This window comes from Pedobacter steynii, from assembly GCF_900103665.1.
In the GTDB taxonomy this organism is placed as follows: Bacteria; Bacteroidota; Bacteroidia; order Sphingobacteriales; family Sphingobacteriaceae; genus Pedobacter; species Pedobacter steynii.
In genome coordinates, this window is record NZ_FNGY01000007.1 from 475,133 (window position 1) to 493,850 (window position 18,718).

Here is an 18,718-nt window from a genome sequence, read left to right on the forward strand (position 1 = left end):
ACTTCTCCCTAGTTATAACCGGAATTTTGTTTTAGAACCGCCGTACCATTGGCCTGGCTCAAATCAATTTGTCGTTGTGGGATCGGGTAATATTCGCTTTTACCTTTAATGTATTTTCCGTTTCTTACATCAGAAGTCAGCTTGCCCTGGAAATTAAAATAAGCATTCAGCTCCTGATCAGCAATACCCCAGCGTACCAGGTCAAAGAAGCGGTGTCCTTCCATCGCTAATTCTATTTTTCTTTCAAAATAGATGGCGCTTAACGCATAATCCTTTCCTTTTCCGGAGAAATCACCAATCGGATATTCATTTACCTTATAATTGGCGGCCGGAATATTGGAGAATCCCTCCATCGGCTTTGCCTCGTTTTTATACTTGTACACCCATCCTACCGGATTGGCCGCACGTGCCCGAACCAGGTTCACATAACCTTCCGCTTTACTCAGGCTTCCTGCCTGAGCCTCCGCCTCTGCGCCCATCAGCAAGACATCCGCAAACCTGATGACCAGGTAATTGATCGCTGAACCAGGTGCCCAGGTGGTCAGATCGGCATCTGTTGCCTGTGATTCCTGCCAGTAAATGTTCTTTTTAGGTCCATAAGGTCCGCCGTAGCGCTGATCTCTGATCCATGGTTCTCCAGGATAGATTCCCCAATCCAGATATGGAACACCACGTCTTCCGGCAGTCCAGTCGATCCTTGGATCCAATGTTCCTGCGTCCGGAACAAAGGCTTCCGTTCCTTTGATGCCCATATCATTCTTCACTGCAAAATCATTGTAATTGTTCAGATATGGAAGTCCGTTGGCAGAGTTGGTTCTAAAATGGTTGACCATATCAATGGAAGGCTGGAAAAATCCGCAGCAACCAAAAGGGCTGTTTCCATAAGGAAAGTTCAGCATATCACCGTTATTCCCATTAGATGGGCCATTTGGATCCACATTCGCGGCCATTTGAATGGCAAAAACCACTTCTGAGTTGTCTTCTTTACTCGGCTTAAAATTGTCAGAGAATTCCGTATTCAACTGATATTTTTTACCGGTAGTCGTTACCCCTTGTGAGATGACGATGTCAAACAACCCTTGTGCTTCCGGAAATTTATGCTGGTATAAATAGGCTTTCGCAAGGTAAGCTCCTGCTGCCCATTTGTTTGCTCTTCCCATCTCTGTTTGAGTAGGCGGCAGATTATCGTAGGCATATTTAAGGTCCTCGTTTATTTTAACCCAGATATCTGTATTGTTTGGCTGGTTAAAGATCGTGGTTGTTTCATCGATCCAGGGTACCATATTCCATAACTTCTTCAATTCAAAATAATAATGTGCACGAAGGAACCTCGCCTGACCAGCGATATTTTTACGGTCGGCCTCAATGATATCGGTCGCTTTCGCCATTACTTTTAACACGTTATTGGTCCGGGTTACGCCTTCATATAAGGCCTTCCATTTTCCGTTAAAATAAGCATTGGTAGCGTCAGAGTAGAAGTTCGCAATGGGATCTACGGCAGGTTGATCTGCCCCGTCACTTCCTTTGGAAGCATCACCACCGGTGATGGAGCCAAAGACCCAGTTGCTTGGTGAAGCATGCCATGCTTCACCTCCACCTAAACCCTGATTAGAACCTTGTTGTCCGTCTAATGCCGCATAGGCACCAATTAACAAACCGTTCACTCCATTTTTATTGGCTAAAATCCCCTCTGTCAAAGAGCCCAATGGCGGTTGCTCCAATGCCTTCTTGCAGGAGAAAAATAACTGCGTTGTAAAGCACAATACAGTTAACAAAATGTATGTTGATCTTTTCATCGGAATATAATTGTTAATGGTGATGAAGCTATCATATATGATGGTTTCATCTGTTTAAAACATTAAATGGTTAAAAATTTAAATTTAATCCCAACAGGAAAGTACGCTGACTTGGATATGCGCCTTCGTCTACCCCATAAGCAGTCTGGCTTCCCGTTGCACTGGAAGTACCAATCTCAGGATCCAGTCCTGAATACTTGGTAATCGTAAACAGATTCGCTCCGGAAACATAAACACGAAGCTTTCCAACCCCAATTTTCTGAAGTGTTTTTGCAGGGAAGGTATAACCGATCTGTGCATTTTTTAACCGGAGGTAAGATCCGCTTTCTACGAAATAAGAATTAGGTACCCCATTGGAACTGAAAGACTGATTTTTTTCCTGGATAGGTGCTTTTGCATTCCTATTAGATGGTGTCCAGGAATCATACAATGCAGTATGACTTTTTGCTCCTCCGAATGAAGAAGAAAAATCCGTCCACCATTTCACCTGATTCCAGATGGAATTGCCCTGGGCACCATAGAAGAACATACTCAGATCGAAATCTTTATAAGTCATTCCGAGATTCAGGCCGTAACTAAAGTCAGGATTTGCATTTCCTAAGAAAGTACGATCGGCAGCAGTAATCAGTCCGTCACCATTCACATCTTCATACTTGAAACGCCCCGGAGCTACCGCACTTTGATACACGGAATTGACATCACCGGTGATGCCTCTTGCTTTTAAATCTGCCGCATCAATTTCTGCCTGAGAATTCCAGAAACCTGCTACTTTATAACCAAAGAATTCACTTACAGAACGGCCTACTTTATTGCGGATAATCGCGCTGCCATCAAAGCGACGCGGATCTTCATCATAATAATCTGCATCAGAAGAAATCTTTTTAATGAGGTTATTGTAAGTGGTCAATGTAGCTGTTGCATTAAATTTCAGATCCTTGCCAATATTGGTATGTGCAGAGATGGCCAGATCCAATCCATCATTCTTCATTTCGCCGATATTCACATAAGGCTGTCTTGAAGCACCGTTGGAAGCGATCATTTCCGGGTTATACAACAGGTCTTTGATCGTTTTACGGTAGTAATCAGCGGAGATTTCAAACTTTCCACCAAATAAAGTTGCATCTACCCCAATGTTTGAATTGGTATTTTTCTCCCATTTTGCACCAGGGTTACCCGTTGCATTTTTATAGAAGCCGGAAACCACATTGTTTCCACCACCTATCGCATAATACGAAGGCGCGATGGAACTGCTAAAAGTATTGAATCCATTTCCATTGGTTACGTTCAGCTGATTCCCCATTACACCATATCCTCCTCTGATTTTCAGATCGGTAAGCCATTTCACATCTTTCAGGAAAGACTCCTGAGAGATTCTCCATCCCCCACTTACGGAAGGAAACCAACCATATACATTTTCTGTGAATTTAGACGAACCGTCCCTTCTCAGCGTTGCACCGATTAAGTACCTGTCGTTGAAGCTATAATCCAGACGTCCGATCAAAGAGAACATCGCACTGGCATCACGCTCACTTGAAGAATCTTTCGGACCGCTTCCGGTATTCAGATTGGTAAAGTTGGGATCAAAAGAGAAATAGCCTTTATTGCTCCCACTCAGCGTATTGTCGCGATTTCTAAGGTATTCTGTACCTACTACGGCCTTTACACTGTGTCTGTCAAAGACCTTCGTAAAAGCAAGTGTATTTGTCCAGGTATATTCAAAACCTGTATAAGAAGATTCAGAATAGGTATTGGTAATGTTATTCTCAGAATTTTCATACTGAGGATGAACAAATGATCTGGAATCACCCGAATAGTTGGCTCCTCCAAATGAACTGCGAAGCGTAAGTGATGCAGGCAGGTCAACTTCAACAAAGACATTTCCAAACAACCTGTTGTCTGTTGCCCTGTTATTTTTTGTTCTGTTCAGCATCGCTACCGGATTATAACCATCGCCCAATCCACCACCAAAAGAACCACCATAATTTCCCATGATGTCATATACCGGAATGATGGGTTGCTGACGGAAAGCATGACCAATGGCATTATCGCCCGTCAACCCGCCAATTTTAGGGTTATTTTTAAGGGAATAAGCAATATTTTCGCCTATCCTGATTTTTTTACCAATGTTATACTGTGTATTGGAGCGCACCGTATATCTGGTCAGAAAAGTTTCCATCAAGGTACCTTCCTGATTAAAATAGTTGGCAGAAAAAAGGTAATTCCCCTGATCTGAGCCACCGCTCACCGTAACATTATGACTTGTAATTGGTGCCGGACTGAAAATTTCTTCATACCAGTTTGTTCCGTTTTTATTGGACCGGGTGATCCTGTTAAAACCAGCATACTCCGCAGGGGTGAAAAAAGGTTTCACATTATACAAAGAAGGATTTGTTCCCGGATCGCCTTCTTTTGCGCCTCTCGGCAAAATGTAATCAGGAACGACATAAGTAGGTCCATTTCCATAAAGCGCATCATTGAGGTCAGTTTCTCCGGAATTGATCAGCATCTGACGTTTTAAATTTGCCATTTCCTGAGGATTCAGGATATCCCATACATTTCCGGTTTTAGGGCGTTGCGTACCATAATAGGCATCATAGTTCACCTGGATCTTCCCTTTTCCTTTTTTAGTCGTCAGGATGATCACCCCATTTGCAGCCCTGGAACCGTAAATAGAAGCCGAGCCCGCATCTTTAAGCACCTGCGCCGATTCAATATCGTTGGGATTGATGTCGGAAGTACTTTGGGTAGGCACCCCATCTACGACGTATAGCGGACTGTTATTTCCGAAAGTATTGATCCCCCTGATTTTCACCTGAGGTTCTTCACCTGGTTGTCCGGAGCCCAATACGGTTACACCGGATGCTTGGCCCTGTAACAGGTTGTTCACCGAGGAAACCGGTTGTTTGATCATGGAAGAAACGTTGACCACTGAGACTGCACCCGTCAGGTCCTTTTTCTTTTGTGTCGAATATCCCACCACCACCACCTCACCTAAGGAGGTAGCTTCTTCTTCCAGCTGGACATTGACCGTAGTTTTTCCTGCAGCGGCAACCTCTTTGGTCTTAAAACCGATGTAAGTAAACACCAAAACCGCATCTGCTGAAGTTGTGGTAACTGCATAATTACCGTTTGCATCAGTCATTGCACCGATGGAAGTGCCTTTTATTTTTACACTTACGCCGGGCAGGGTTTCTCCTTTGGTGGAGCTCACCTGTCCTTTGATGACGATCTGTGTTTTTTTCGCTTCTGCTTCCGCAGCGGCAAAGCTGTCTTTATCGTATAATAAAATGTGCTGATCCACCACCCTATAAGTGATGTTAAGAGCAGCGAGCGTTTCCGACAGTAGGTCTCCCAGACGTTTATTAACTACGTTTAAAGAGACGATCCGCTCGGATCTGATCATGGAAGGGCTATAAATAAACTTTACCTTAGTCTGGTTTTGGATTTCCTTTAAGATCTGTTTTATTTTACCTTCAGTAATATTGATAGAAATTTCTTTGTTCAATATTGCCTGTGCCTCTACTTTTTTTGCAAAGGTGCTACAGGTAAATAAGATCACAAGAAATATTTGGCTTACAGATATTCTCATTGCTGTTATTATTAAAGCAACAAATCGCTTTTTATTCATACCTTTAGAAGTTTTGTTCGTTAATGTGAAAAATTTCGTTCAGAATTAATTTAACTGGCAATGTCCCGCAACATTGTCAGTTTTTTTTTGGAAGTTGGTCTAGTAAAAGTTTCTCTTTTTCATACGCTGTTGGTTTGGTTGGTTAGTTGATTGGTTAATTAGGTTACTCCTATTATTCAGATCAGATTCGCTCCTGCAAGGTCCCGCAACGCTGCTGGTTTAAATCTTTTGACCTGTTATTTCTTATCGTTTGTTATTTCTTACGCTTAATGATGATGCTTGTTCCCGAGATTTCATAGGTCGCTTTTATAGACTCACATAGAAAATCCAGTTTATTATATAAGCTCTGTTCAGAAAGGTCTCCCGTAAACGTATTGTTATATAAAGCCCCGTCTTCTACAATAAAATCGATCTCATAGGTCTTTTTAAGCTGTGCAATCACTTCTGTCAATGGCGCATCATTGAAAGCAAAGGCTTCCTTAACTTCGGCACTGCGCAGTTCTGCCGTTACCGGTTCCGGATTGCTGACCAGCGTTTTTTCAAACACTTTCTGATCACTGATGAATACTGCTTTTTGATTAGGAGTCAGGAAAATGGCTTTATCTGTACCCAGAATTCCTTTCACGATCGCCAGTCTGCCGGAAACCGGAGAAACCTGAACTTTCCCGGTATGAACAGAAACTTCGGTTGATTTACCTGATGCGCTTGTTCTGATCATGAAACTCGTTCCAAGAACTTTGGTGATCACATCTTTACTATAAACCATAAAAGGCCTTGAAGCATCTTTACTAATTTCGAAAAAACCCGCCCCTTCCAGGGTCACTTCCCGGACATCGCTGTTAAAATGAGCCGGATATTTAACTACCGCATTTTTTTCAAGGACAACAGAGCTGCCATCTTCAAAGGTAATCTTCTCGGGTTTTCCCGAGGTATTGGTACATTCCTTAACGTCTTGTACAGATTGAACTGCCAGGAACGTTGGAATGTGGGTTTCTTCTTTAAAAAACAGGTAACCGGTGATCAACAGAAAACCAGCAACCGCAGCAGCAATACCCCTCCACATTCCTGCGGAGCGCCTGCTGTGTTTTAAGAAAACAGGGTTTGTTGTTTCCGGAGCGGAGATGTCCACATGAATCCTGTCCCAAAGCTTTTGCTCCATGGTATTGATTTCCCTGGGGTTAATCTCATCGAGGTCTTCTTTATCAAGCATTCCGTAAAGTTCTTCAACGATTCGTTTTTCCTCGTCTGTACATGTTCCCTGGAGGTATCTGTCCAATAAAAGATGAAATGCTTCTCTACTCATTATTATAGCTTTTAAACTATATGTAAGCTAAAGGCGGGCGATCCCTAAAGAAAATAAAAATATTTTTCTGTTTTTATAAAAACAGGCTGAGGAGGATGGGTAAAAAGAGGTAATCTTTCAAATGAAAACGCATCGATTTGAGGGATTGGGTGATGTGGTACTCCACTGCCTTTTCGGAGATGTTCAACTCCCGGGAGATGTCTTTTACAGAATAATGTTCCAGTCTGCTCAGCTTAAACACCTCTCCCGTTTTCTTGGGCAACCTGGCAATCCCATCGGTCAAAGCACCAGACAATTCATTGAGCATCAATAGATAATCGGTATTTTCTACCGTATCATTCTTTAGGACCTTCAGGTGATCCTGATAGTTCTCTCTTACCAGCTGAGATTTATAATGGTTAATAATGCTGTATTTCAAGCCTCCAAAAAGATAATTACTGATGGAACCGATAACTACCGTCTCCCGTCTGCGCCAAAGGTCTACGAAAAGATTTTGGGTGAGCTCTTCTGCAAGCTCCTTATAATGTGTCTTTTTATAAGCTACCTGGAAGACACCTTTCCAATAACGGGTGTAAATCTCCCTGAACGCACGTTCGCTGCCGTCTTTAAAAAGAACGACCAGTTCATCATCTGTCAGGACTGAAAGGTTCATAAGGCAGTTAGGATAGTTAGTTAGTCTGGGTCTAACAAATTTAACAATAAAAGTCAAAAGGCGATAAAAAATTATCTGCACCTAACTAACCAATCACTCAGCAGGATTGACAGCCCCTGCTGAGTGACGTTCCTCTAAAAGTTCGCCTAAAAGGGTAAAGACATATGTACCATTACCCGGTTTCCTGCTTTTGCCCTGCCTCCTGCGAGGTCCTGAGCGCGTACATTCTGGTAATTGGTACCAAAAGAAAGGCCTTTCATTGCCACTTCTATACCCGCAACAGCGGATAAGGAATAACCTCCGGAGACTTCCACATTATACTTATTGTTTTCTACATCTTTATCGGCGGTCTCATATAAAACACCTGCATTGGGGGCTACAGTAACCACATTTGCCAGTCTGAACTTATAATAGGCCAGCATATTTGCCGTCAGCTTATTTCCATAACGATAATTGTATTTGTTTTCCGTATTGATCTTATAGTTCACATTTGTGTTCAACCCCAGGTCATTGTAACGGATGTCGTAGGCCGCATTTAGGGTGAAATCAGTGCTTGCCGTTCCCAGCTGGAAGTTATTGGGAGATTCCTGAATGACCAGTCTTTCGGAAGGTTCATATTTTCCTGTAGGCACTTTTATCCCTCCTCCAATCCAGACCGATTGTACCAGCAGGCGTTCCCCAAGAGTGCCGCTTTTGTCCAGCAGTTTATAATAACCCATCAGCGCAATGTCTCCAAGCCCATTTTTGGTTCCATTACCAGTCTGACTTTCTCTTTTATTGAAATTATAAGGCACGAAAGCCAGAATCCGAAAGCGACTTCCGATGTTCCAGCCTCCCCAGAGCTCTGCACTCTGATAAGTTTCATCGGCAGTAATCGGCGTTCTTTGCCCCAATGGGCCAAGGTGTGTCTGTAAACTCTTATGCTGATACCTCAACCCTATAAATCTTTTGTTAAACTCGGGGAGGATGCCCAGGTAATAACTTCCTACTCCGCAGCCACAAATGTCGCAGGCAAAACTGGCAAATGCAGTGGAGCACAACAGGATCAGGCTAATTATTATTTTCTTCTTCATCATTATTCTCGTTGTTTTGATCGTTATAAGACCTTGTTATTGTTCAGACAAAAGTTTGTTATTGATAAACTCTTCGTCATTTAAAGTGGATAAGAATGCGGTCAGCTTTGCCTTATCATTTTCTGTTAAAGCGATCCCCCGCCGGTCTCCCTGCAGGAGTAAAGGATCCAGGTTCGCAGTGGCCTGAACTTCCGAATTGTAATGTTCCAGCACCCCCCCAAGACTCAAAAACCGGCCATCATGCATATATGGAGCCGTATAACGCAGGTTCCTCAAAGAAGGCACCTTAAACTTATACTTATCCGTACTGATGAGGGTAGCCAGGTATAAACCCTGATCATTGATCGGGCTGGGTCCTAAGCCATTGTTCCGGAAAGCGCCATCGGTAAACAGGGGTTCACTATGACAGGAAGCGCATTTTTGCTTAAACAAAGTATATCCCTCCTGTTCTTCTGCAGTAAAAGCGGCATTTCCTTCTTTTCTCATCACCTGATCATATTTGGAATTGCTGCTGACACACATGAGCATGAACTGTGACAATGCTTTCATAAACCTCGCAGTGCTGATCTCCTCCGTTCCAAAAGCACGTTTAAACATTTCCGTATACCTGGGAAGCTGCCGGAGTTTATTAAATACATTCTCCAGTTTTTCGTCCATTTCCTCATGCGTCGTAATAGGTGCAATGGGCTGTAAATCCAGGTCATAAATCCCACCTCCCCACATGAACGATTTGTTCCAGGCAAGGTTCATAATCGGCGGGGAATTGCGCGTTCCCAGGCGGTCGTCGATCCCATGGCTCACATCATGTCCATGCTGCGTGAAAGCAGAGGATTGAATGTGACAGGAACCACAGGTAATGGTATTGTTTCGGGATAGCCGGGGTTCATAAAACAAAGCCCTTCCCAATTCAAAGCCTTCTTTAGTGATTTTATTGTTGGCGAAATTATAGACAGGCTCCGGGAAGTTTGCCGGTTTCTGAAAGCCCAGAAAATCCGCAATCTTATCGATCACAGGGTTGCCTTTCAGGGCCACATCCTTCTTACAAGCCAGAATAAAGACGCCCATCAGGAACAGCGTCATCCAGTGTTTTTTATTCATGGCGACTAATTTTCGGTATGGTCATGTCTGAACATTTCGCTCAGGTTATTGGCAATGTTCGCGCTAAAATCACCAAACATGACGTTCGGATGTGCCGCGATACTAAACGCATTTTTTCCGTTAAAGACTTTCATCAGGTCTACAAAGAGATGGACATTGCTCTGACGGTCCTTTCTCACCTTGGCAATTCCGGCCGCTTTCAGGTCTACAGTCACCGTCCTGATATTATTTAATGTTGGCGCATTATAACCGCCAAAACCACCAATATGGTATTTGAACTGCTTTTTACCGGAAGGGTCGCCATTTTGATCATCAGAGATTACCGCAGAATTTCCTTCAAATTTGAAAAAGATATAGCCGTTTTGCCAGCCCCAATACATGCCCCCTGAATCATGGCCACCGCCATAGGCAGGGTCCAGGATTCCGGTCCGCTTTTCCACAGGCATAGTACTTCTTAAACTGTCTACCCCTACGGTAAAGGTTAAGCGGGTATAATCTCCCTCCGGGACATTTACCTTGGCAAAACGGGTCGTTTTATCGCCACCATTGATCAGGAAATAACTGTCGTCCTGCTTAACGGTGTATTCCTGACCGGAAGCAGTCGCAACCTTAATGTTGCTGATGAAATATTGCAGAAAAGAAATAGAGAATTTCTCCCCCGCAGCATTGGTATATGGGCTTCCGGTATTGTTAATCGAAAAAGTCCGTTCTCCGACAATATTGTCGAACTCTACGGAAAAAGGGGCCAGATTTGTGGCTACAAATTCCGGAGCTGCATCTTCTTTTTTAGAACAGGCAGATAAGATCAGAAAGATACCGCCCAGCAGTACCCATTTAAAGTTTTTTATGTTGTTCATCTTTTGTTTTTTATCATTAGAAAACCGCTTTTGAGGCCGTTGATGACAAGCGCATCAAAATGGATTTCCATGTTTTTTATTCGTAATAAATGATTCGTCAGTAAGTGTTCCTAGAAAAGCAATCAATTCCTTTTTCTCCGTTTCAGTGAGGGGAATGCCTATAGCGCCATGGTCCTGATAAAGGATGGAGTCCACAGTCGGAGCAGCTTTTATCCCTGAATTGTAATGCTCCAGTACTTCTGCTATCGTATTGAACCTTCCATCATGCATGTATGGTGCACTGAGCAAGACGTTTCTCAGGGAAGGGGTTTTGAATTTTCCCAGATCGGCAGGGTTAAAACTCACCCTGAAATGCCCCTGATAGATCCCTTCCTTTTCATCGCCAAAACTGGCGTCAAGGCCATTGTTATGGAAAGCCTGATCGGTAAATAATGCCCCCTTATGACAAGCACTGCATTTTCCGAGGTACAGATTCATGCCATTCAACTCTTCTATGGAAAGCATTGCCTCTTTCCGCAGGTATTGATCATAGCGTGAATTGGCAGAGATCAGCGTCCGTTGAAATTGCGACAAGGCTTTTACCACATCTGTTGACCGGATTTCTTGTTTAAAGACGAGTTTAAACTGATTCACATAATCCGGTATGGCCTTCAGCTCTGCTTCCAGTTCATAAAGATCCTGATGCATTTCGTCTTCGGCCGTGAGTGGCCCAAAAGCCTGCGATTCCAGGTTTTTAGCTCCTCCATCCCAGAAAAGCCCCTGATTTGCCCATGCCAGGTTAAACAATACCGGAGCATGGCGCAATAGTGGCCGTCCGGAAAAGCCTTTATTACTCAGGGCTAAACCATCGGAAAAGGCCAGTTCCTGCCTATGACAGGAAGCACAGGCGATCCTGTTGTTTCCGGACAACCTGATGTCGTAAAAAAGCCTTCTCCCCAGCTCAATTCCTTCTTCCGTTAAAGGGTTGTCGGGATCGATCTGAATTTGAGGGAATTCCTTTGGCAGGTGGAGCTGAGCTTCATGCAGCAACACAGGCTGTTCTTCCTGCGGTGCCTCCTTTTTACAGGAAATCAGCACCGCACAGAAGAAAAGTCCGGCAGCAATACGTAGAAAAGCAGAATTGCTGGTCATGTGTTTTAGTTCAGCGATTTAATACTGAATACTTTTGTCGCATAGTTCCCTGCCACAGCAGTCATTGCAGTTGCTTGCGCCGCCCCCACAACAGGAGTCGTCATGACATCCAGTCCGTCGAGTGCTTTGGCCACATCTACATTAAGGACCAGGTGGCTTGATGTCGTAGCATTGATACTTAATGCCTTAGGCAGATCCAGCGCAACGGTTTTGTAATTGGCATTGAGCCCCGTTTCTATTTTCAATGTTTTCGAGGTTGGCCCTTCTGTTACTTTACCTGTTACAGAAGTAAAAATATAGCTCGTCAGCCACATCCAGGAAACATTCGTCATCCCGTTTAAAGGAGACAATTCTCCGGAAAGCAGGCTCAGGTTATCATTGTATTTCGGATCTACACCTACCGAGAATTTAATGGATTTATAATCTCCTGCCGGAATGTCTTTCAACACGACATCTTCTCTTTTCGTAGCGGGATAAACAGTGGTAGGCAGGTCATTATTAACCCCTTTCAGGTTTATTGCCCCTGTTTCTTCGAGTAAATAATAAGATCCCGGAACTTTAAATTCTGTGCCATTGCTGCCGACAAGAACCACATTACTGATCCAATACCTGAATTTATTGAAATTATAGGTTTTTCCGGAAGCAGTAAAGTCGGTATTGAGGGCAAAGTCCTGATTCCCAAAGACTGCATCAAAGCTCAGGGTTGTTTTTCCATTTGCATCGATTGCATTAATCGGGTCTTTATCTTTTGAACAGGCGGTAAATAAGAGTACTGATAAGCTAAGAATGGTTGATATTTTCTTCATTTGATTTGAAATTATTGGTCATACCTCTCCCATTCCATCGGAATGAGCTTGCGGGTAAGATTTTAAAAAAAATTGATAATTTTGGTTACAGCCAGCCCGTCCGGCGTTACCAAACATCAGGACATTTTCATACACAGGATATCCTCCGAAATGACGGTGATCCCCTGAGGTGACGAAAAAAGAAAACTAAGCTGTTAACTAAGCGGGAATGAAGAAAACCGCGGGTGGAGGGTGAAGGATTTCCGTGGTACTTTCCGGCAGGTGGAAAGGTCTTTCTTTTGAAAAATCTGTTCTGATAAACCAGGCAGGAAAAACAAGCAATACATTTGACTTCATGAAGAAGGAATCTCCTGCATTTTTCTTTTGTGCTTCTCTTTCCTGTCGTTTCTCTTTTTCTTCTGCCTGTCTGAGTTTATTGGTCAGGTAACATTTACCATTGCAATGCATTTCCGGTTTGTCCCTGTTTTCGCAAAGTGTATTGGCAATGTATTGCTGGTTGAGTTCAAAACCCGCATAGATGAAGACCCTGCTGAACTGAGTCAGCAGTATCATGGTCAACAAAAACATAGCGGTAAAACTCCTGAACATCATTTATTTCTTAAGGTATTTGTCCGGATTGCTTACAAAATTCTTTTTACAGCTTGCGCTGCAAAAGCCATAAACGGTCTTATTATGCGTTTGCGTAAGGGTGATTCCCTTTTTCACTTTCATTCCGCAAACCGGATCTCTGGCATCAGTTTTCAAGGTGTCTGTCTGGGCTTGCGGAGCAGAAAACAGCTCCGGGTTTCCGGAGGATTTAAAGGCAGCGCTACTGAGTAAAAGCAGCACCATACAGGTTATCAGTTTTTTCATTTCTTATACTCGTTTAATAAAATATCCATGTCTTCCATGAGTTTTTTGACTTCTTTATCCAGGGTTCCGTCATAGGCACCCCTCATGCGTTTTTCTTTATCTATCAGGATGAGGTATCCCTGGTGCATAAAACCACCGGGTGCTTTATTGTCTTCCTTTGCTGCAACGAGATAATTGCGTTCAGCAAGGGCATAAATCTCTTCCTTGGTTCCCCAAAGGTATTCCCACTGGGTTCCTTTGACACCTAATTTATCCGCATAGGCTTTCATTCTCGAAGGAACGTCATACTTCACATCAATGGTATGAGAAGCCAGTTTCACTTCCGGATTGCCTTCATACTTCTTATACACCTTTAATAAGTTGCGGTGCATGGTCGGACAAATGGTTGGACAGGAGGTGAAAAAGAAATCCGCCACATAGATCGCTCCATTGAAGTCTTTATCCGTTACAGCCACACTATCCTGATTTAAGAGTTTAAATGTGGGAATCGTTCTAAAAACAGTATCTATCACTGTTTTACCATCAACCACCTTCTCCTGTTGTTCCATTTGCAGAAATGGCAGGCGTTTTGGCTTTTCTTTACAGCTAAAAAGAAACAAAAGAAAAAAGGAAAGACAGGTTATGTTTAATCTCATTATTTTTTGAATTTACTGAGGTAAGCTTCTGATGATTTGATTTCTTTTTTGTAGAGGCTGTCTACGCGCTGAATTTTCGCTTTTTCTGCCTTGAAATATTTGACAGATTCTTCGTTTGATTTACCTGTTACATCAGGTTCAAACTTGTGCATCCAATCGTTCATGCTGTCTTCGGCCGTAGTCAGGTCCTGCAGCAAAGCTTTCATCGATTCTTTTTCTTTTAGGGTATCCAGATCAGGATATTTCGCTTTCAGCCCCTTCAGGTCTTTCAATAAGGTATCCAGCTTCATCTGGTAGTTAACGATGGCCGTTTGATCACCCATTACCAGGTCATGAAACTTCATCACTTCATCGCGTTCTTTTTTGTAATCTGCGGTTTGCGTACATGCTGCGGCTCCAAGAGCCAGCAGGACTATTCCAACTAATTTCTTCATCTTAATTTTTAAAAATATTCGGGTATGGTTAGCGATCAGCGTTCCAACAGGCTGCATAAGGGCAATTCAAAGGATATAAATAACCTTCTCCCTGCTGCGCCTGAAAAATAACTGATTTCTAATGTAAGGTTAAGTATTCGCCTGAAATCTGACCATGAGGGCCAGCAATTCCGGGACTATATACTCAATTGCGGAGGGTGGAAAATCGAATTCAAAATAGATTGCGGCATTCCTGTAGACAGCGGAATATGAAAATGAATTTCCGCGAAGGCATATTGTTTAAATTCCAGGGTGTTGACTACGATGGCATCCTGAATGGGTGTTTTCTGCGCTTGTCTTTCCTGTTTCTGTTCTTTGTCCTGCGCCTGCTTTAACTTGTTCATTAAATAGCACTTTCCATTACAGTGAAGCTGGGGTTTATCTTTATTCACACAAAGCTCGGCAGCGATGTATTTTTTGTTCATTTCAAAACCAGCGAACACAAAGGCATTGGAGAAGTTTACCGTAAGTAAACTCAACAAAAGCAATATGGCTGTTGGTTTGATTAACATTGGCGCAAAGATAGGGAACAATTACCGGGATTTACCAGATAAAGCATAAAAAAAGCAGGCCGGAGCCTGCTTTTCAATTGATTATTTCAATATTTTTATTGGTTTCTTGTGTTCGTCAATCGCCACAAAAGAAAACTCTCCTGTAACGGCCTTTTCCCGGTCTTCAGAATACATTTGTTCAATGTAAATCTCTACCCGTACCTTCAGACTGGTATTTCCGATATGACTTACCGTGCCGATCAGCTCTACAATTGTTCCTGCAGGGATCGGTTTCTTGAAATCAATCCGGTCACTACTTACGGTTACCATGATTTGTCTGCTGAAACGGGTGGCCGTAATAAAGGCTACTTCATCCATCATGTGCATGGCTGTCCCGCCAAATAAGGTATCGTAATGATTGGTGGTATTGGGAAACACGGCTTTAAAAATGCGTGTTTCCGACGCTTTAATTTTATCTTCTACTGTCATTTATTTTTCTTTAACACTCATTCTAAGGGAAAATCTATTTCCCTCTTAGTTTGCCCCATTTTAAATAGGTAGCACCCCATGAGAATCCTGCTCCAAAAGCGGTTAATAATAGTTTATCACCATATTTGAAGTCATCTTTAAAATCCCATAAGCACAATGGAATCGTTGCTGCAGTGGTATTTCCGTACCTGCTGATGTTGACCTTCACCTGTGATTCGGTAAGGTTCAATTGCTCCCCTACCGCCTGAATGATCCTTAAATTTGCCTGGTGAGGAATCAGATAGTTGATTTGTTTAATGTCTAAGTCATTTGCCCTCAGGATCTCTCTGCAAGTATCCGTCATGCCTTGAATCGCTGCTTTAAATACAACGCGGCCATCCTGACGGACATAATGTAAGTTCTGATCCAGCGTATCCTGCGATGCGGGATATTTGGAACCTCCGGCAGTAACGATCAGGTTTTCCTTCCCACTGCCATCTGTTCTGAAATAACTATCGATTAATCCTACTTCTTCTTCTGTTTGTTCCAATAAAACCGCTCCGGCACCATCACCAAAAAGAATGCAGGTATTGCGGTCTTTATAGTTGACGATCGAACTGTTTTTATCCGCACCAATCACCACTACACGTTTACAACGTCCGCTTTCGATCATGCTTGCCCCAAGGGTCAAAGCATAAAGGAAACCGCTGCAGGCAGCATTGGTATCTATTCCCCAGGCATTCTTTAATCCTGCTTTTTCACACACCATACTTCCTGTAGAGACCATCACATAGTCCGGAGTAGAGGTGGATACAATCACACAGTCAATTTCGTCAGGGTGTACATTTCCATCTTCAAGCAATTTTTTCAAGGCATTCGTCGCCAGGTCCGAAGTTGCCACATTGGCATCGTTCACGATTCTTCTCTCCCTGATCCCGGTTCTGGAAACGATCCATTCATCATTCGTTTCCACCATTTTTTCCAGGTCCTTGTTGCTCAAAACAGTTTCCGGAACATAACCCCCAACTCCGGTTATCACCGCATTTTTACGTATTCTCATTCTGTGTGCTGTATCTATTAAAACAGGCAAGCGTACCACTTGCCTGTTTGATTTTTTTTACAAAGTTACGGCTTCTTCAACATATTCCCGCAGTACTTTTGCAGCAGCGACCATTTCTGTCAATGCTTTTTTTGTTTCGTCCCAGTGTCTGGTCTTCAAACCGCAATCCGGATTCACCCAAAGTTGTGCCGAAGGAATCACAGCACGTGCCTTTTCCAACAGAAAAACCATCTCTTCTTTGGCCGGAACGCGGGGCGAATGAATATCGTAAACCCCTGGTCCTATTTCATTTGGATATTTAAAGTCGGCAAAAGCATCCAGTAACTCCATTTGAGAACGGGAACATTCAATTGTGATGACATCCGCATCCATGTCTGCGATATTTTGAATAATGTCATTAAATTCAGAATAGCACATATGGGTATGAATTTGTGTTTCATCCTGTACTCCACTGGCAGAAATGCGGAAAGCACGTACTGCCCAATGCAAATAATTCTGCCAATCGGCCTTTCTCAAAGGCAAACCTTCGCGAATTGCAGGCTCATCAATCTGAATAATTTTTATTCCTGCGCTTTCCAGATCCACCACCTCATCTCTGATCGCCAATGCAATCTGGGTACAGGTTTCGGAGCGTGGCTGATCATTACGTACAAAAGACCATTGCAAAATCGTAACCGGACCGGTTAACATTCCTTTTACCCATTTATCCGTCAGCGATTGCGCAAAGGACGACCACCTGATCGTCATCGGTGCCGGACGGTGAACATCTCCATAAATGATGGGTGGTTTCACACACCTGCTGCCATAACTTTGGACCCATCCATTTTTCGTGAAGGTAAATCCAGCCAGCTGCTCCCCAAAATATTCCACCATGTCATTGCGCTCAAATTCACCGTGAACGAGTACATCAATCCCTGTTTCTTCCTGAAAGATGATCGTTTCTTTCGTTTCCTTTTCAATCAGTGCATCATATGCTTCCTGACTCAGTTCTCCTTTTTTGAACCTGGCCCTCCAGCTTCTCACTTCTGCCGTTTGCGGAAATGAACCGATGGTGGTGGTCGGGAAGGAAGGTAATTTCAAGGCTTCTCTTTGAACAACACTTCTTGAGGCATAAGGATGCAAACGCTGCTCATCTTTTACAGTAATTCCTGACACCCTTTGTTTTACGCCAGGGTTATGGATTAAAGTTGAAGTTTTCCTGTTGTTATTCGCCTGGTCATTACTTTCCAGCTTCGCTTGTACCTGGGCATCGCCTTCCGCCAATTGCTTTAAGGTCACGATCTCTTCTACTTTCTGCTTCGCAAAAGATAGCCATTGTTTAATTTCAGGTGTTAGTGTAGCCTCATTGGTTTCCAGATCAAGGTCACATGGAGAATGGATCAGGGAACAGGAAGGGCTAATGATCAGACGGCTCGCACCAATCTTTTCTTTTGCGGTTTCAACTAACTGAAGCGAAGCGCGGAAATCATTTTTCCAGATGTTGCGGCCATCCACCACACCGATAGAAAGGACAAGATTGGCGGGAATTGCAGCCAGCACCGTCGATAATTGTTCCGGATTCCTCACAAGATCAATATGTAAAGCATGTACAGGAAGTCCAACGGTCAGTTCTGTATTGTCTTTTAAGGCCTCGAAATAGGTAGCCAGTAAAGTTTTAAGTTTAGGGAACTGTTTTTTGATCTCTGCATACACATATTTAAATGCCGCTTTATCTTTCTCTGTCAGGTCTAAAGAAAGGAATGGTTCATCAAACTGTACCCATTCTACCTGTTGTGCTTCCAGTTTTTTAAGGATCTCGATGTAGACTGGTAATAGGTTTTTGATCAGGTCAATCCGATCAAAACCGGACTCTTTCTCTTTACCCAACAATAAGTAAGATACCGGGCCAATCAGGACTGGCTTGGTTTGAATGCCCAGTCTTTTGCTCTCATTGTATTCATCCAGCAATTTAGTGGAGAACAGTTTGAACTGTTGATCTTTGGTGAATTCCGGTACGATATAATGATAATTGGTATCAAACCATTTGGTCATTTCCATTGCCGTGATGTCCAATCCTTCTTTTTGATAACCTCTGGCCATCGCAAAGTAAAGGTCCAACTCTGTATTTGACTTGTTCAGGATCACCTCATGGTAACGCTTAGGAATGGCACCTACGGTAAGGGACAAATCCAATACCTGATCATAAAATGAGAAGTCGTTGGAAGGAATCAGGTCGATCCCTTTCTCTTTTTGCAGTTCCCAGTTCTGCCGGCGGATGTTTTTTCCTACCTGTACCAGATTTTGAAGGGTACTTTTCCCTGCCCAAAATTGCTCACAGGCTTTTTTGAGTTCTCTGTTACTACCTATACGCGGGTAGCCTAGATTGTTTGTTAGCATTGTCTTGCTTTTTAATTGA

The 18,718-nt window shown here is 43.1% G+C and carries 17 protein-coding genes; all 17 read right to left on the bottom strand.

All coding sequences use genetic code 11. From position 1 onward, the window contains the following. Positions 1–8: 8 nt before the first annotated feature. The 17 genes from BLQ87_RS21140 to metE all read right to left on the bottom strand — a co-directional run bounded on the left by BLQ87_RS21140 (position 9) and on the right by metE (position 18,699). Entirely contained in the window at positions 9–1,796 is a 1,788-nt protein-coding gene (locus tag BLQ87_RS21140) for a RagB/SusD family nutrient uptake outer membrane protein (protein ID WP_074610684.1), read from the bottom strand. Positions 1,797–1,866: 70 nt separating this feature from the next. After that, positions 1,867–5,385 (bottom strand): TonB-dependent receptor, encoded by a 3,519-nt coding sequence (locus tag BLQ87_RS21145; RefSeq protein WP_083361982.1) that lies wholly within the window; start codon positions 5,383–5,385, stop codon positions 1,867–1,869. Between the two features lie 292 nt (positions 5,386–5,677). Then, positions 5,678–6,727, bottom strand: coding sequence for a FecR family protein (locus tag BLQ87_RS21150; protein ID WP_074610688.1), 1,050 nt, complete (start codon positions 6,725–6,727; stop codon positions 5,678–5,680). Positions 6,728–6,800: 73 nt separating this feature from the next. Further along, positions 6,801–7,379, bottom strand: a complete 579-nt coding sequence (locus BLQ87_RS21155) for a sigma-70 family RNA polymerase sigma factor (protein WP_074610689.1) — start codon at positions 7,377–7,379, stop codon at positions 6,801–6,803. A 146-nt stretch (positions 7,380–7,525) separates the two neighbouring features. Next, positions 7,526–8,455, bottom strand: coding sequence for a transporter family protein (locus BLQ87_RS21160; protein WP_317048288.1), 930 nt, complete (start codon positions 8,453–8,455; stop codon positions 7,526–7,528). 33 nt (positions 8,456–8,488) lie between these two features. Further along, complete coding sequence (locus BLQ87_RS21165; RefSeq protein WP_074610691.1) at positions 8,489–9,550, bottom strand: cytochrome-c peroxidase; 1,062 nt, start codon at positions 9,548–9,550, stop codon at positions 8,489–8,491. Positions 9,551–9,555: 5 nt separating this feature from the next. Further along, a complete protein-coding gene (locus BLQ87_RS21170; protein ID WP_074610693.1) occupies positions 9,556–10,407 on the bottom strand; it encodes an MbnP family protein in 852 nt (283 codons plus the stop codon). A 54-nt stretch (positions 10,408–10,461) separates the two neighbouring features. Continuing rightward, a complete protein-coding gene (locus BLQ87_RS21175; RefSeq protein WP_074610694.1) occupies positions 10,462–11,538 on the bottom strand; it encodes a cytochrome-c peroxidase in 1,077 nt (358 codons plus the stop codon). A 5-nt stretch (positions 11,539–11,543) separates the two neighbouring features. After that, positions 11,544–12,344 carry an MbnP family protein gene (locus tag BLQ87_RS21180; protein ID WP_074610696.1) on the bottom strand — a complete coding sequence of 267 codons (801 nt, stop codon included), beginning with the start codon at positions 12,342–12,344 and terminating at the stop codon, positions 11,544–11,546. Between the two features lie 198 nt (positions 12,345–12,542). Next, positions 12,543–12,896, bottom strand: coding sequence for a hypothetical protein (locus tag BLQ87_RS21185; protein ID WP_143010511.1), 354 nt, complete (start codon positions 12,894–12,896; stop codon positions 12,543–12,545). Between the two features lie 39 nt (positions 12,897–12,935). Continuing rightward, the gene (locus BLQ87_RS21190) at positions 12,936–13,196 is read right to left on the bottom strand and encodes a YHS domain-containing protein (RefSeq protein WP_074610697.1); all 261 of its coding nucleotides are present in this window, start codon (positions 13,194–13,196) and stop codon (positions 12,936–12,938) included. After that, positions 13,193–13,831 (bottom strand): SCO family protein, encoded by a 639-nt coding sequence (locus BLQ87_RS21195; RefSeq protein WP_074610699.1) that lies wholly within the window; start codon positions 13,829–13,831, stop codon positions 13,193–13,195. Before BLQ87_RS21195 ends, BLQ87_RS21190 begins: the two co-directional genes overlap by 4 nt. Beyond that, the gene (locus tag BLQ87_RS21200) at positions 13,831–14,265 is read right to left on the bottom strand and encodes a hypothetical protein (RefSeq protein WP_074610871.1); all 435 of its coding nucleotides are present in this window, start codon (positions 14,263–14,265) and stop codon (positions 13,831–13,833) included. The genes BLQ87_RS21195 and BLQ87_RS21200 overlap by 1 nt, the downstream gene beginning before the upstream one ends. Before the next feature lie 176 nt (positions 14,266–14,441). Beyond that, the gene (locus BLQ87_RS21205) at positions 14,442–14,816 is read right to left on the bottom strand and encodes a hypothetical protein (protein WP_074610701.1); all 375 of its coding nucleotides are present in this window, start codon (positions 14,814–14,816) and stop codon (positions 14,442–14,444) included. Between the two features lie 81 nt (positions 14,817–14,897). Then, entirely contained in the window at positions 14,898–15,284 is a 387-nt protein-coding gene (locus BLQ87_RS21210) for an acyl-CoA thioesterase (protein ID WP_073234650.1), read from the bottom strand. Between the two features lie 34 nt (positions 15,285–15,318). Next, positions 15,319–16,323 carry a beta-ketoacyl-ACP synthase III gene (locus tag BLQ87_RS21215; RefSeq protein ID WP_074610702.1) on the bottom strand — a complete coding sequence of 335 codons (1,005 nt, stop codon included), beginning with the start codon at positions 16,321–16,323 and terminating at the stop codon, positions 15,319–15,321. 57 nt (positions 16,324–16,380) lie between these two features. After that, a complete protein-coding gene (gene metE, locus BLQ87_RS21220; protein ID WP_074610704.1) occupies positions 16,381–18,699 on the bottom strand; it encodes a 5-methyltetrahydropteroyltriglutamate--homocysteine S-methyltransferase in 2,319 nt (772 codons plus the stop codon). Between the last annotated feature and the right edge of the window lie 19 nt (positions 18,700–18,718).

Coding starts and splice junctions, on each gene's coding strand:
- BLQ87_RS21140 (WP_074610684.1), bottom strand. CDS start 1,796: ATGAAAAGATCAACATACATTTTGTTAACTGTATTGTGCTTTACAACG.
- BLQ87_RS21145 (WP_083361982.1), bottom strand. CDS start 5,385: ATGAGAATATCTGTAAGCCAAATATTTCTTGTGATCTTATTTACCTGT.
- BLQ87_RS21150 (WP_074610688.1), bottom strand. CDS start 6,727: ATGAGTAGAGAAGCATTTCATCTTTTATTGGACAGATACCTCCAGGGA.
- BLQ87_RS21155 (WP_074610689.1), bottom strand. CDS start 7,379: ATGAACCTTTCAGTCCTGACAGATGATGAACTGGTCGTTCTTTTTAAA.
- BLQ87_RS21160 (WP_317048288.1), bottom strand. CDS start 8,455: ATGATGAAGAAGAAAATAATAATTAGCCTGATCCTGTTGTGCTCCACT.
- BLQ87_RS21165 (WP_074610691.1), bottom strand. CDS start 9,550: ATGAATAAAAAACACTGGATGACGCTGTTCCTGATGGGCGTCTTTATT.
- BLQ87_RS21170 (WP_074610693.1), bottom strand. CDS start 10,407: ATGAACAACATAAAAAACTTTAAATGGGTACTGCTGGGCGGTATCTTT.
- BLQ87_RS21175 (WP_074610694.1), bottom strand. CDS start 11,538: ATGACCAGCAATTCTGCTTTTCTACGTATTGCTGCCGGACTTTTCTTC.
- BLQ87_RS21180 (WP_074610696.1), bottom strand. CDS start 12,344: ATGAAGAAAATATCAACCATTCTTAGCTTATCAGTACTCTTATTTACC.
- BLQ87_RS21185 (WP_143010511.1), bottom strand. CDS start 12,896: ATGATACTGCTGACTCAGTTCAGCAGGGTCTTCATCTATGCGGGTTTT.
- BLQ87_RS21190 (WP_074610697.1), bottom strand. CDS start 13,196: ATGAAAAAACTGATAACCTGTATGGTGCTGCTTTTACTCAGTAGCGCT.
- BLQ87_RS21195 (WP_074610699.1), bottom strand. CDS start 13,831: ATGAGATTAAACATAACCTGTCTTTCCTTTTTTCTTTTGTTTCTTTTT.
- BLQ87_RS21200 (WP_074610871.1), bottom strand. CDS start 14,265: ATGAAGAAATTAGTTGGAATAGTCCTGCTGGCTCTTGGAGCCGCAGCA.
- BLQ87_RS21205 (WP_074610701.1), bottom strand. CDS start 14,816: ATGTTAATCAAACCAACAGCCATATTGCTTTTGTTGAGTTTACTTACG.
- BLQ87_RS21210 (WP_073234650.1), bottom strand. CDS start 15,284: ATGACAGTAGAAGATAAAATTAAAGCGTCGGAAACACGCATTTTTAAA.
- BLQ87_RS21215 (WP_074610702.1), bottom strand. CDS start 16,323: ATGAGAATACGTAAAAATGCGGTGATAACCGGAGTTGGGGGTTATGTT.
- metE (WP_074610704.1), bottom strand. CDS start 18,699: ATGCTAACAAACAATCTAGGCTACCCGCGTATAGGTAGTAACAGAGAA.